This is a genomic window from Stenotrophomonas sp., assembly GCF_032099025.1.
Classification (GTDB): Bacteria; Pseudomonadota; Gammaproteobacteria; order Xanthomonadales; family Xanthomonadaceae; genus Stenotrophomonas.
The window spans coordinates 1,548-12,611 of the sequence record NZ_DAMCID010000035.1 but is presented as its reverse complement, the minus strand read 5'-3'; the positions used below and the strand labels follow the sequence as shown (position 1 = coordinate 12,611).

8 protein-coding genes and 9 tRNA genes (1 of these 17 cut by a window edge) are annotated in these 11,064 nt (G+C 63.8%); 16 read left to right on the top strand and 1 reads right to left on the bottom strand.

Features of this window, described 5'->3' with window-relative positions:
• On the top strand, nt 1-388 hold a 388-nt coding region (locus tag RT456_RS17695; RefSeq protein ID WP_313348520.1), incomplete at its 5' end, for a carboxymuconolactone decarboxylase family protein.
• A 221-nt stretch (nt 389-609) separates the two neighbouring features.
• Nucleotides 610-1,617: an isocitrate dehydrogenase gene (locus RT456_RS17690; protein ID WP_313348518.1), complete on the top strand. Its 1,008-nt coding sequence runs from the start codon at nt 610-612 to the stop codon at nt 1,615-1,617.
• Between the two features lie 193 nt (nt 1,618-1,810).
• Here RT456_RS17690 and RT456_RS17685 read toward each other — a convergent pair whose 3' ends face one another.
• Nucleotides 1,811-2,569, bottom strand: a complete 759-nt coding sequence (locus RT456_RS17685; protein ID WP_313348516.1) for a Bax inhibitor-1/YccA family protein — start codon at nt 2,567-2,569, stop codon at nt 1,811-1,813.
• Between the two features lie 216 nt (nt 2,570-2,785).
• Here RT456_RS17685 and RT456_RS17680 point away from each other — a divergent pair.
• The 14 genes from RT456_RS17680 to RT456_RS17615 form a co-directional block, all read left to right on the top strand.
• A tRNA-Pro gene (locus RT456_RS17680) sits at nt 2,786-2,862 on the top strand.
• Between the two features lie 46 nt (nt 2,863-2,908).
• A tRNA-Arg gene (locus RT456_RS17675) sits at nt 2,909-2,985 on the top strand.
• Nucleotides 2,986-3,032: 47 nt separating this feature from the next.
• Nucleotides 3,033-3,109 (top strand) — tRNA-His (locus tag RT456_RS17670).
• Between the two features lie 84 nt (nt 3,110-3,193).
• Nucleotides 3,194-3,269 (top strand) — tRNA-Lys (locus RT456_RS17665).
• A 362-nt stretch (nt 3,270-3,631) separates the two neighbouring features.
• Nucleotides 3,632-3,707 (top strand) — tRNA-Lys (locus RT456_RS17660).
• Nucleotides 3,708-3,849: 142 nt separating this feature from the next.
• Nucleotides 3,850-3,934: transfer RNA gene (locus RT456_RS17655), tRNA-Leu, on the top strand.
• A gap of 302 nt (nt 3,935-4,236) precedes the next feature.
• Nucleotides 4,237-5,532: a trigger factor gene (gene tig / locus RT456_RS17650; RefSeq protein WP_313348514.1), complete on the top strand. Its 1,296-nt coding sequence runs from the start codon at nt 4,237-4,239 to the stop codon at nt 5,530-5,532.
• A 66-nt stretch (nt 5,533-5,598) separates the two neighbouring features.
• Nucleotides 5,599-6,225: an ATP-dependent Clp endopeptidase proteolytic subunit ClpP gene (clpP, locus tag RT456_RS17645; protein WP_313348512.1), complete on the top strand. Its 627-nt coding sequence runs from the start codon at nt 5,599-5,601 to the stop codon at nt 6,223-6,225.
• A 126-nt stretch (nt 6,226-6,351) separates the two neighbouring features.
• Nucleotides 6,352-7,641: an ATP-dependent Clp protease ATP-binding subunit ClpX gene (gene clpX, locus RT456_RS17640; RefSeq protein ID WP_313348511.1), complete on the top strand. Its 1,290-nt coding sequence runs from the start codon at nt 6,352-6,354 to the stop codon at nt 7,639-7,641.
• 142 nt (nt 7,642-7,783) lie between these two features.
• Nucleotides 7,784-10,252, top strand: a complete 2,469-nt coding sequence (gene lon, locus RT456_RS17635; RefSeq protein WP_313348509.1) for an endopeptidase La — start codon at nt 7,784-7,786, stop codon at nt 10,250-10,252.
• Between the two features lie 206 nt (nt 10,253-10,458).
• Nucleotides 10,459-10,731, top strand: a complete 273-nt coding sequence (locus RT456_RS17630; protein WP_313348507.1) for an HU family DNA-binding protein — start codon at nt 10,459-10,461, stop codon at nt 10,729-10,731.
• Nucleotides 10,732-10,742: 11 nt separating this feature from the next.
• Nucleotides 10,743-10,817, top strand: a tRNA-Val gene (locus RT456_RS17625).
• A gap of 27 nt (nt 10,818-10,844) precedes the next feature.
• Nucleotides 10,845-10,921: transfer RNA gene (locus tag RT456_RS17620), tRNA-Asp, on the top strand.
• A gap of 88 nt (nt 10,922-11,009) precedes the next feature.
• A tRNA-Asp gene (locus RT456_RS17615) sits at nt 11,010-11,064 on the top strand (it continues 122 nt past the right edge of the window).

Sequence of the window (11,064 nt, the reverse complement as noted above, 5' to 3'; positions counted from 1 at the left end):
CGCTTCCGACGACGGCAGCAAGGACCGCATCGCCGAGTTCACCGAATTCCGCCAGCGCATGAACCAGCGCATCCTGGGCGAGCCCAACCAGGTGGTGCGGCGCTTCTTCGCGCTGGACACCCAGACCTACCAGGCCGGCGCGCTGGATGTGAAGACCAAGGAGCTGCTGGGCCTGGTCGCTTCGATGGTGCTGCGCTGCGACGACTGCATCAGCTACCACGTCGCCCAGTGCAAGGACGCCGGCGTGACCCGTGAGGAGTTCTTCGAGACCTTCTCGGTCGGCCTGGTGGTTGGCGGTTCCATCGTCATCCCGCACCTGCGCCGCGCCGTGGACTTCCTGGACCAGCTGGAAGGGGGCGCTGCCGCCCCGGCCGTTCACGAGCATTAACAAACGGTTTTGCAGGCGGCTCCCTTGATCGGTCTGAAGGGAAGCCCCCTTCTTGTGGAAGGGGGCGCGCCAGCGCAATTCTGCCTTGCCCGGCGTGAGACCAATGGCCAACTTGGGGTCACCCCGCCGGGTAAGGCATAATTGCATCCGAAACTTCCCTTGCGCCCGCGCTTTGCGCTCCTTCACGGACGGCGCTCCCCCTAGGTTCGGAAACAGATCAAATGACGCAGAAAATCACGGTCATCCGCGGTGACGGCATCGGCCCGGAGATCATGGACGCTACGCTGTTCGTGCTCGGCAAGCTGGACACCGGCTTTGAATACGAAGACGCCGACGCGGGCCTGGTCGCGCTGGAGAAGCACGGCGACCTGATGCCGGCCGCCACGCTGGAATCGATCGCACGCAACAAGATCGCGCTGAAGAGCCCGCTGACCACGCCGGTCGGTGGTGGCTTCACCTCGATCAACGTCAGCCTGCGTCGCCACTTCGACCTGTACGCCAACGTGCGTCCGGCGGTGTCCTTCCCGAACACCAAGTCGCGTTTCGGCGACGGCGTGGACCTGATCACCGTCCGTGAGAACACCGAAGGCGCGTACCTGGCCGAAGGCCAGGAAGTCTCGGCCGATGGCGAAACCGCGTTCTCCGGCACCCGGATCACCCGCAAGGGCTCCGAGCGCATCGTGCGTTACGCCTTCGAGCTGGCCCGCAGCACCGGCCGCAAGAAGGTCACCGCGGTGCACAAGGCCAACATCATCAAGTCGACCTCGGGCCTGTTCCTGGCCGTGGCCCGCGAAGTGGCGGCCAAGTACCCGGACATCGAGTTCCAGGAAATGATCGTCGACAACTGCTGCATGCAGCTGGTGATGCGTCCGGAACAGTTCGACATCATCGTCACCACCAACCTGTTCGGCGACATCATCTCCGACCTGTGCGCCGGCCTCGTCGGCGGCCTGGGCCTGGCCCCGGGCGCCAATATCGGTGTGGACGCGGCGATCTTCGAAGCCGTGCACGGCACCGCGCCGGACATCGCTGGCCAGGGCAAGGCCAATCCGTGCGCGCTGCTGCTGGCCGCCGCGCAGATGCTCGACCACGTTGGCCAGACCGAGAACGCCGAGCGCCTGCGCAAGGCCATCGTCGCCACCCTGGAAGCCAAGGACTCGCTGACCGGCGACCTCGGCGGCACCGGCAACACCATGGGCTTCGCCCAGGCCATCGCCAGCCGCCTGTAACGGCTCCGCGGAGCGACTGGGTAGAGCCGACTGTGTAGAGCCGACTGTTAGTCGGCTGCCTCACCCAACGAAAAAGGGCACCCATCGGGTGCCCTTTTTTGATGTTGCGTTTCCGTGGAGCGTAGTGCCGGCCGCTGGCCGGCGCCTGGTGACACGTGCCGAAGCGCAGCCGGCCATCGGCCGGCAGCGCGAATCAGCGCGACTGCAGCTTGGACAGCAACCGCAGGAACTCCACATACAGCCACACCAGCGTGACCATCAGGCCGAACGCGCCGTACCACTCCATGTACTTCGGTGCGCGCGCGGCGGCGCCGTTTTCGATGAAGTCGAAATCCAGCACCAGGTTCAGTGCGGCCACCACCACCACGAACAGGCTGAAGGCAATACCCAGCCAGCTGGCTTCATGGATCACCGGCACGTTGATGTTGAAGAAGCTCAGCACGAACGAGGCCAGGTACAGCAGCGCGATGCCGCCGGTAGCGGCGACCACGCCCAGCTTGAAGTTCTCGGTGACCTTGATCAGGCCGCTGCGGTAGGCCACCAGCAGGGCGAACAGGGTGCCGAAGGTGAGCAGCACGGCCTGGAACACGATGCCCGGGAAGCGTGCTTCGAACACGGCCGAGATGGCGCCCAGGAAGAAGCCTTCCACCAGCGCGTACATCGGCGCGGTCACCGGCGACCATTCCTTCTTGAACACCGTCACCACCGCCAGGACCAGTCCGCCGATGGCACCACCGATGGCATAGATCATGGCGCCGGGCGCGATCTGGCCGTCGGCGCCGAGGGTCTGGCTCCAGGCGAACGCGGCGGTGAGCACGGTCAGCAACAGCAGGATGCCGGTCTTGTTGACCGTGCCGTTGATGGTCATCACCTGGTCGGGTGACGTTACGACCGAGCCGCTGGCCAGGTCGAGGAACGTCGACTCGGAAAGTGCGGGATTGCCGCTGCGCATTGCCAATCTCCTTGTAGGGTAGGGTTCCGGCCCATCCGGCCGCTGGATCAAGCATAGCGTAAGGCAACAGGCCGGTAGACCTGTCGGCTCTACCCCGTCGGCTCTATACGCCCTTGATCACGAATGTGAAAAAGTCCGTGAAAACCGTTGACAGATGCCTCGCCAATTCCCACAATAGCCGACTCTTTCGGGGGGAACCTCGAGGGATGAAACCACCGGGGTATAGCGCAGTCTGGTAGCGCGCCTGCTTTGGGAGCAGGATGTCGGGGGTTCGAATCCCTCTACCCCGACCAAGTCCCGCTGCTCAAAACGGGATGGGAATGCGACAATCCGGTCAGGGCGCCCGTAGCTCAACTGGATAGAGCACCGGCCTTCTAAGCCGGCGGTTACAGGTTCGATTCCTGTCGGGCGCACCACCGGTGCAAGCGTCAGGGTGTTTCAAGCGAATAAACAGGTTTCAGTGGTGGCTGTAGCTCAGTCGGTTAGAGTACCGGATTGTGATTCCGGTGGTCGGGGGTTCGAATCCCCTCAGCCACCCCACTGATTTGAAGAACCCGTTTCATCGAAAGTGAATCGGGGTTGCAAAAAAAGGCGCAAACGCTACACTATGCGCCTGAGTTTTCAGGGCTGTTAGCTCAGTTGGTAGAGCAGTTGACTCTTAATCAATAGGTCCAAGGTTCGAATCCTTGACAGCCCACCAAGACAGAAGCCATCCGGTTCGCCGGGTGGCTTTTTTCTTGCCTGCGATCCGGCATCGCGCAGCCACGCAGGGCGTGGCTCTACGCATTTGCTTCCAATCGTCCTGTGCACGTAACAATTCGTAGTGCCACGCCCCGCGTGGCAACCGCGCGCAGCGCGGCACAAGCGCCCGAAGCCGATGGCGTGCCGGTCCGGCGATGCCACCGGCGTTTAGCCCCGACCGAAGTCGACCGCCAGGCGTTCACGATCCTGGCGCGAAGCGCAGTCACGCATGGTGTGTCCTTACGAGCGCGCCTGAACGACGTCTGCAAAAGCCCTTGCATCCCCCTGCGGCATTGCGTCATAATTCGCCTCCCGATTTTCGGGCTGTTAGCTCAGTTGGTAGAGCAGTTGACTCTTAATCAATAGGTCCAAGGTTCGAATCCTTGACAGCCCACCAAGACAAAAAGCCATCCGGTTCGCCGGGTGGCTTTTTTCTTGCGCGGTTGATCGGCCCAGATCAACCGCGCCCCGGAACGAGGCGGAAAACCCAAGCCCAGGCGAACGCAGACGCCGGTCAACGCCCTATAATGCGCGCCAGCGCGAAAGTGGCGGAATTGGTAGACGCCCTGGATTTAGGTTCCAGTGCCGCAAGGCGTGGGGGTTCGAGTCCCCCCTTTCGCACCACGCATCGGCCCGCAGGGCCGGCGTGAACCATCGGGATGAGCGCAGCGCAGCGCCGCACGGGATGCCCACATCGGCAAGGGGCAGGGCGCTCGCACGGTGCCCTCGGGCCGCCCCAGAGCAGCTCGCCAGCCCCCTGAACAGGCTCCGGATTGACGCTCCCGGCCCCGTGCTGGCGGCGCTGGCCGTTATCGGCGAAACTACAGGGCTGCGGCAGGCATGCGCGTCCACGACGCCGCCGTCTTACAACCCGTTTCATCCATCCATTCGTGCCGGGGGCGTGCCTACCGGTGGCAGGAGTCAACATGCAAGCTTCGATCGAATCCACCGGCAATCTGGAACGCCGCCTGACCTTCTCGCTGCCGGAAGACCGCCTGCAGACCCACATCAGTGGCCGTCTGGGCGAAATCGCCCGTACCGCGCGCATCAAGGGCTTCCGTCCGGGCAAGGTGCCGGCCAAGGTGATCGAGCAGCGCTTCGGCCAGCAGGTCCGCAGCGAAGCCGTCGACGGCCTGCTGCGCGAAACCTTCGATGCCGCCATCCGCGAGCACGAGCTGCGCATCGCTGGCGCGCCGCGCATCGACAAGGGTGATGAGGGTGAATTCTCGTTCGTGGCAACCGTCGAGCTGGTGCCGGACTTCGGCGACGTCGACGTCAGCACGCTGACCGTGGTGCGCCACGCCGCCGAGATCAACGACGGCGACATCGACCAGATGATCACCAACCTGCGCGAACAGCGCCGCAGCTGGAGCCCGGTTGCCCGTGGCGCCAAGGACGGTGACCTGGTCGCGCTGGAAACCTGGTCGCAGGCGGGCGATGAGCGCCTGCCGGCTGAAGGCACCGAAAAGGGCAGCGTGGTGGTGGGTCAGGGCATGATGTTCGAGCAGATCGAACAGGGCCTGGTCGGCCTGGCCAAGGGTGAGGAAAAGACCCTGGACGTTGAATTCCCGGCCGACTGGCGCGTGCCGGCGCTGGCGGGCAAGCAGGTCAAGGTCACCGTCAAGGCGGTGGACGTGTCCGAGCCGGTGCTGCCGGACGTCGATGCCGAGTTCATCACCAGCTTCGGCGTGAAGGGTGGCGATCTGGAGCAGTTCCGCAAGGACATCCGCGCCAACCTCGAGCGTGAGCTGAAGGGTGCGCTGATGAACCGCCTGCGCCGCGAAGTGGGCGAGCAGCTGATCGCCGCCTACGCCTCGGTGGAAATGCCGCCGCGCCTGGTCGAGAACGAAGCCCGCGCCATGCTGGCCCAGCAGGTCGAGCAGATCCGCCGCAGCGGCCGCAACCCGGGCGAAATCCCGGCTGACGCCCACGAAGGCTTCAAGGACGCCGCCGCCAAGCGCGTGCTGGTGGGCCTGCTGGTCGGTGAAGTGGCCCGCAAGAACGACCTGCGCCTGGACCCGAAGCGCCTGAACGAAACCATGCGTTTGATCGCCTCCACCTACGAAGAGCCGGAGCAGGTCATTGAGATGTACCGCAACGACCCCCAGCTGATGAGTGGGCTGCAGAATCGCGTGATGGAAGAGCAGGTGATCGACTGGATCGCCGAGCGCGCCCAGCACACCGAAGAACAGCTGTCGTTCCAGGACGCGATCCGCCAGTAAGCGGCCCGCGTTTTTTGCCCCGCGCCCCGGCGCGGGGTTGTTCCCCCCAACATAGGTGCCTCACTAATGGACAACCGAACCACAGCCCTGAACATGGTGCCGATGGTGGTCGAACAGACCAGCCGCGGCGAGCGCGCCTATGACATCTATTCGCGCCTGTTGAAAGAGCGCCTGATCTTCCTCGTGGGCCCGATCGACGATCACATGGCCAACGTGGTGGTGGCGCAGCTGCTGTTCCTGGAAGCGGACAACCCGGAAAAGGACATCAGCATCTACATCAACTCGCCCGGTGGCGTGGTCACCGCCGGTATGGCGATCTACGACACCATGCAGTACATCAAGCCGGACGTGAGCACCATCTGCGTCGGCCAGGCCGCCTCGATGGGCGCGCTGCTGCTGGCATCCGGCGCCGCCGGCAAGCGTTATGCGCTGCCGAACTCGCGCGTCATGATCCATCAGCCGCTGGGTGGCTACCAGGGGCAGGCCACGGACATCGACATCCACGCCCGTGAAATCCTGACCCTGCGTTCGCGCCTGAACGAGGTGCTGGCCAAGCACACCGGCCAGTCGCTGGAGACCATCGCGCGCGACACCGAGCGCGACAACTTCAAGAGCGCGGCCGACGCGGTGGCCTACGGTCTGGTCGACCAGGTGCTGGAACGTCGTCCGGAAGAGTCGATCACCCCGGCCTGAGGGTGATGCCAGGCCGGTAATCCGGCCTGTTTCCGCAGGGTCGGGCTGGACTGGTGTCCTCCCGACCCTGTGTTATTCTCGAATCGAACCCCCGTTCAGCGGGTGGCGTAACTGGGTAAGCGAAGCATGAGCGAAGACCGCCAAGGTCGTTCCACGGACACCGGCAAGATCCTCTACTGCTCTTTCTGCGGAAAGAGCCAGCACGAGGTGCGCAAGCTGATTGCTGGGCCGAGCGTATTCATCTGCGATGAGTGCGTGGAGCTGTGCAACGACATCATCCGTGAGGAACTCGAGGAAAAGGCGCAGTCGGCGCGCAGTTCGCTGCCCAAGCCGCGCGAGATCCTCGAAGTCCTGGACCAGTACGTGATTGGCCAGAACCGGGCCAAGCGCACGCTGGCCGTGGCCGTGTACAACCACTACAAGCGCATCGAGAGCCGCCAGAAGAACGACGAAGTCGAACTGGCGAAGTCGAACATCCTGCTGGTCGGTCCGACCGGCTCGGGCAAGACGCTGCTGGCCGAAACCCTGGCCCGCCTGCTCAACGTGCCGTTCACCATGGCCGATGCCACCACGCTGACCGAAGCCGGTTACGTGGGCGAGGACGTGGAAAACATCATCCAGAAGCTGCTGCAGAAGTGCGACTACGACGTCGAGAAGGCACAGCAGGGCATCGTCTACATCGATGAAATCGACAAGATCTCGCGTAAGAGCGAGAACCCGTCGATCACCCGTGACGTGTCCGGCGAAGGCGTGCAGCAGGCCCTGCTGAAGCTGATCGAAGGCACCGTGGCCAGCGTTCCGCCGCAGGGCGGCCGCAAGCATCCGCAGCAGGAATTCCTGCAGGTGGACACCAAGAACATCCTGTTCATCTGCGGCGGCGCGTTCGCCGGGCTGGACAAGGTGATCCAGGCGCGTTCCAACGATTCCGGCGGCATCGGTTTCGGCGCCAAGGTGAAGAGTTCCGAGCGCAAGCAGGAAGTGGGCAAGGTGCTGGCCGAAGTCGAGCCGGAAGACCTGATCAAGTTCGGCCTGATTCCGGAATTCGTCGGCCGCCTGCCGGTCGTGGCGACCCTGGAAGAGTTGGACGAGGCCGCCCTGGTGCGGATCCTGACCGAGCCGAAGAACGCCATCACCAAGCAGTTCAAGAAGCTGTTCGAGATGGAGCACGTGGAACTGGAGTTCCGCCCGGACGCGTTGTCGGCCATTGCCCGCAAGGCGCTCAAGCGCAAGACCGGTGCCCGTGGCCTGCGTACCATCGTCGAATCGGTGCTGTTGGACACCATGTACGACCTGCCGTCGGCAGAGAACGTCAGCAAGGTGGTGGTGGACGAATCGGTGATCGAACACAAGTCCGAACCGTACCTGATCTACCAGACCCCGCCGGCACCTGAACAGAAGGCGGCTGGCGCTGAATAATCGATTCAAGCGTTTGAATTGATAGAAGTTTTTCAGAGCATCTTGCATCTGGACGCCGATGGCCCCATAACGGGGCCATCGGCTTTTTTGTATCCGGGTGTGCGTGCCCGGAGGCCATCCCCACTGCTCAACTGGAGCCCACATGGCCCGTTCCCCAACTGAGACTCTCGACCTGCCGGTACTGCCGCTGCGTGACGTGGTGGTGTTCCCGCACATGGTCATTCCGTTGTTCGTCGGCCGCGACAAGTCCATGCATGCCCTGGAGCAGGCGATGGAGGCGGACAAGCGGATCCTGCTGCTGGCGCAGAAGTCGGCCGAGACCGACGACCCGACCGCCACCGACCTCTACCAGGTGGGCACCCTGGCCCAGGTCCTGCAGCTGCTCAAGCTGCCTGACGGCACCATCAAGGTGCTGGTGGAAGGCCTGTCGCGGGTCAATGTCACCCAGGTCACCGAACGCGATGGCGCGCTGCATGGCGTGGGCGAGGAGATCGAGTCCGATGAGTCGCGCGAGCCGCGCGAAATCGAGGCCATCGCTCGCTCGCTGATGTCGCTGTTCGAGCAGTACGTCAAGACCAACCGCAAGCTGCCGCCGGAGCTGCTGCAGACCCTGGCCGGCATCGATGAGCCGGCCCGCCTGGCCGACACCATCGCCGCGCACATCAGCGTGCGCCTGGCCGACAAGCAGCGCCTGCTGGAAACCCTGCAGATCGGCGACCGCCTGGAAATGCTGGTCGGCCTGGTCGACGGCGAGATCGACGTGCAGCAGATGGAAAAGCGCATCCGCGGCCGCGTGAAGTCGCAGATGGAAAAGAGCCAGCGCGAGTACTACCTCAACGAACAGATGAAGGCCATCCAGAAAGAACTGGGTGACCTGGACGACGCGCCGGGCGAGCTGGACGAGCTGGCGCGCAAGATTGCCGAGGCGGGCATGCCCAAGCCGGTGGAAACCAAGGCCAAGGCCGAGCTGAACAAGCTCAAGCAGATGTCGCCGATGTCGGCCGAAGCGGCCGTGGTGCGCAATTACCTGGATTGGCTGCTGGGCGTGCCGTGGAAGAAGCGCACCAAGGTGCGCAAGGACCTCAAGGTCGCGCAGGACACCCTGGACGCCGACCACTTCGGCCTGGACAAGGTCAAGGACCGCATCCTGGAGTACCTCGCGGTGCAGTCGCGCGTGAAGCAGATGAAGGGCCCGATCCTGTGCCTGGTCGGCCCGCCGGGCGTGGGCAAGACCTCGCTGGGGCAGTCCATCGCCAAGGCCACCAACCGCAAGTTCGTGCGCATGAGCCTGGGTGGCGTGCGCGACGAGGCCGAGATCCGTGGCCATCGCCGCACCTACGTGGGTTCCATGCCGGGCCGCATCGTGCAGAACCTCAACAAGGTGGGCAGCAAGAACGCGCTGTTCGTGCTCGATGAAATCGACAAGATGTCGATGGACTTCCGCGGCGACCCGTCCTCGGCGCTGCTGGAAGTACTGGACCCGGAGCAGAACAACGCCTTCAACGACCACTACCTCGAAGTGGACCTGGACCTGTCCGAAGTGATGTTCGTGGCGACCTCCAACTCGCTCAACATCCCCGGGCCGCTGCTGGACCGCATGGAAGTGATCCGCATCCCCGGCTACACCGAGGATGAGAAGCTCAACATCGCCATGCGTTACCTGGTGCCCAAGCAGATCAAGGCCAACGGCCTGAAGCCGGAAGAGCTGGAGATCGAGTCCGACGCCATCCAGGACATCGTGCGCTACTACACGCGCGAATCCGGCGTGCGCAACCTCGAGCGCGAAGTCGCCAAGATCTGCCGCAAGGTGGTCAAGGAAATCGCGCTCGCTGGCCCGGTCGCCGCCGCCGCCAAGCCGGTCAAGGCCGGCAAGAAGGCCGGTGCGAAGAAGAAGGCGCTGGTGGTGGTCAACGGCAAGAACCTGGACAAGTACCTGGGCGTGCGCCGCTTCGACTTCGGCCGTGCCGAGGAAGAGAACGAGGTGGGCCTGGTGACCGGCCTGGCCTGGACCGAGGTGGGCGGCGACCTGCTGCAGATCGAATCGACCCTGGTCCCGGGCAAGGGCGCGCTGATCCTCACCGGTCAGCTCGGCAACGTCATGAAGGAATCCGCGTCGGCCGCCCTGTCGGTGGTGCGTTCGCGCGCAGAGCGCCTGGGCATCGATGCCGAGTTCCTGCAGAAGCACGACGTGCACGTGCACGTGCCCGATGGCGCCACGCCGAAGGATGGCCCCAGTGCCGGTATCGCCATGGTGACGTCGCTGGTGTCGATGCTGACCAAGGTGCCGATCCGTGCCGAAGTGGCCATGACCGGTGAGATCACCCTGCGGGGTCGCGTCACCGCGATCGGCGGGCTGAAGGAGAAGCTGCTGGCGGCACTGCGCGGCGGCATCACCACGGTGATCATCCCGGAGGAGAACCGCAAGGACCTGGCCGACATTCCGGCCAACGTCACGCGTGATCTGAAGATCGTGCCGGTGAAGTGGATCGAAGAGGTGCTGGACCTGGCCCTGGAGACCCCGCTGACCCCGCCGAAGCCCAAGAAGGATGGGCAGCGCGTCACAGTGCGAAGCAAGGGCAAGACAGCTTCCAACGCGCGCGTCAAGCACTGACGCGCGTTGCAGAACTGCCTGAAACCCGCGTCGTTATTAGCTTTTCAGCTTGCGCGGGTAGGGGTGCGCTGGTATAAAAGCACCACTCGCGAGTCAGCTCATCACTGACGAGGGCGAATCGAGAACTTCACTGGCATCCGGCCACGTTGTGGGTCGGTTGCTTCACTGTCGAACATGCGGAATCCCCGCCAAAGGAGCTGTACAGAATGAATAAGACCGAATTGATCGATGCCGTTGCCGAAGCCGCCGACCTGACCAAGGCCGATGCGAACCGCGCCGTCGACGCCGTCATTGCTTCCATCACCAAGGCCCTGAAGGCTGGCGACGCAGTGACCCTGGTGGGCTTCGGTACGTTCCAGGTCCGCGCGCGCGCAGCTCGCACCGGCCGTAACCCGAAGACCGGCGACACCATCAAGATCGATGCGTCGAACAATCCGGCGTTCAAGGCTGGCAAAGCCCTGAAGGATGCCGTAAACTAAGCGGCTTGCTGGGGTGCTTAGCTCAGCGGTAGAGCGTCTCCTTTACACGGAGAGGGTCGGGGGTTCGAAACCCTCAGCACCCACCACAGCACCGCAGTAAACGTTTGAAATGTGGAGCGGTAGTTCAGCTGGTTAGAATGCTGGCCTGTCACGCCGGAGGTCGCGGGTTCGAGTCCCGTCCGCTCCGCCAGTTTCAACGAGGCCCCTGAGCAATCGGGGGCCTTGTTTTCTGCAACGATCCAGATCGTCGCGGAAGGCAGCAAAAAGGTTTCAAGTGCGGAGCGGTAGTTCAGCTGGTTAGAATGCTGGCCTGTCACGCCGGAGGTCGCGGGT

What these genes read in the sequence shown, in the direction of transcription:
- RT456_RS17690 (WP_313348518.1), top strand. Translation starts at nt 610, where the DNA reads ATGACGCAGAAAATCACGGTCATCCGCGGTGACGGCATCGGCCCGGAG.
- RT456_RS17685 (WP_313348516.1), bottom strand. Translation starts at nt 2,569, where the DNA reads ATGCGCAGCGGCAATCCCGCACTTTCCGAGTCGACGTTCCTCGACCTG.
- tig (WP_313348514.1), top strand. Translation starts at nt 4,237, where the DNA reads ATGCAAGCTTCGATCGAATCCACCGGCAATCTGGAACGCCGCCTGACC.
- clpP (WP_313348512.1), top strand. Translation starts at nt 5,599, where the DNA reads ATGGACAACCGAACCACAGCCCTGAACATGGTGCCGATGGTGGTCGAA.
- clpX (WP_313348511.1), top strand. Translation starts at nt 6,352, where the DNA reads ATGAGCGAAGACCGCCAAGGTCGTTCCACGGACACCGGCAAGATCCTC.
- lon (WP_313348509.1), top strand. Translation starts at nt 7,784, where the DNA reads ATGGCCCGTTCCCCAACTGAGACTCTCGACCTGCCGGTACTGCCGCTG.
- RT456_RS17630 (WP_313348507.1), top strand. Translation starts at nt 10,459, where the DNA reads ATGAATAAGACCGAATTGATCGATGCCGTTGCCGAAGCCGCCGACCTG.